The organism is Bacillus sp. SIMBA_154 (assembly GCF_046536015.1).
In the GTDB taxonomy this organism is placed as follows: domain Bacteria; phylum Bacillota; class Bacilli; order Bacillales; family Bacillaceae; genus Bacillus; species Bacillus pumilus_P.
The window spans coordinates 1-271 of the sequence record NZ_JAWJBV010000276.1 but is presented as its reverse complement, the minus strand read 5'-3'; the positions used below and the strand labels follow the sequence as shown (position 1 = coordinate 271).

The 271-nt window shown below is 53.9% G+C and carries 1 protein-coding gene; it reads left to right on the top strand.

The window, feature by feature from the left end; translation table 11 throughout:
- The coding region (locus tag R0K30_RS22035; RefSeq protein WP_410612981.1) for a hypothetical protein at positions 1-271 on the top strand (271 nt) is incomplete at both ends.

Here is a 271-nt window from a genome sequence, read left to right as displayed (position 1 = left end):
ACGGCGGAAGAGCGAGCGGTTACACCGTACCGAACCCCAAGGCGCAGAGCGAAGTTATTTCTCAAGCTTTACAGGAGGCGGGGGTATCTCCGGGCCAGATCAGCTATGTGGAAGCGCACGGGACAGGGACAAAATTAGGCGATCCGATTGAAATCCGGGCTTTAACCGATGCATTCGGTGATGTTCCTGAAACATGTCTCATCGGGTCTGTCAAATCAAATATCGGACATGGGGAATCGGCAGCAGGCATCGCCGCTGTCACAAAAGTGCT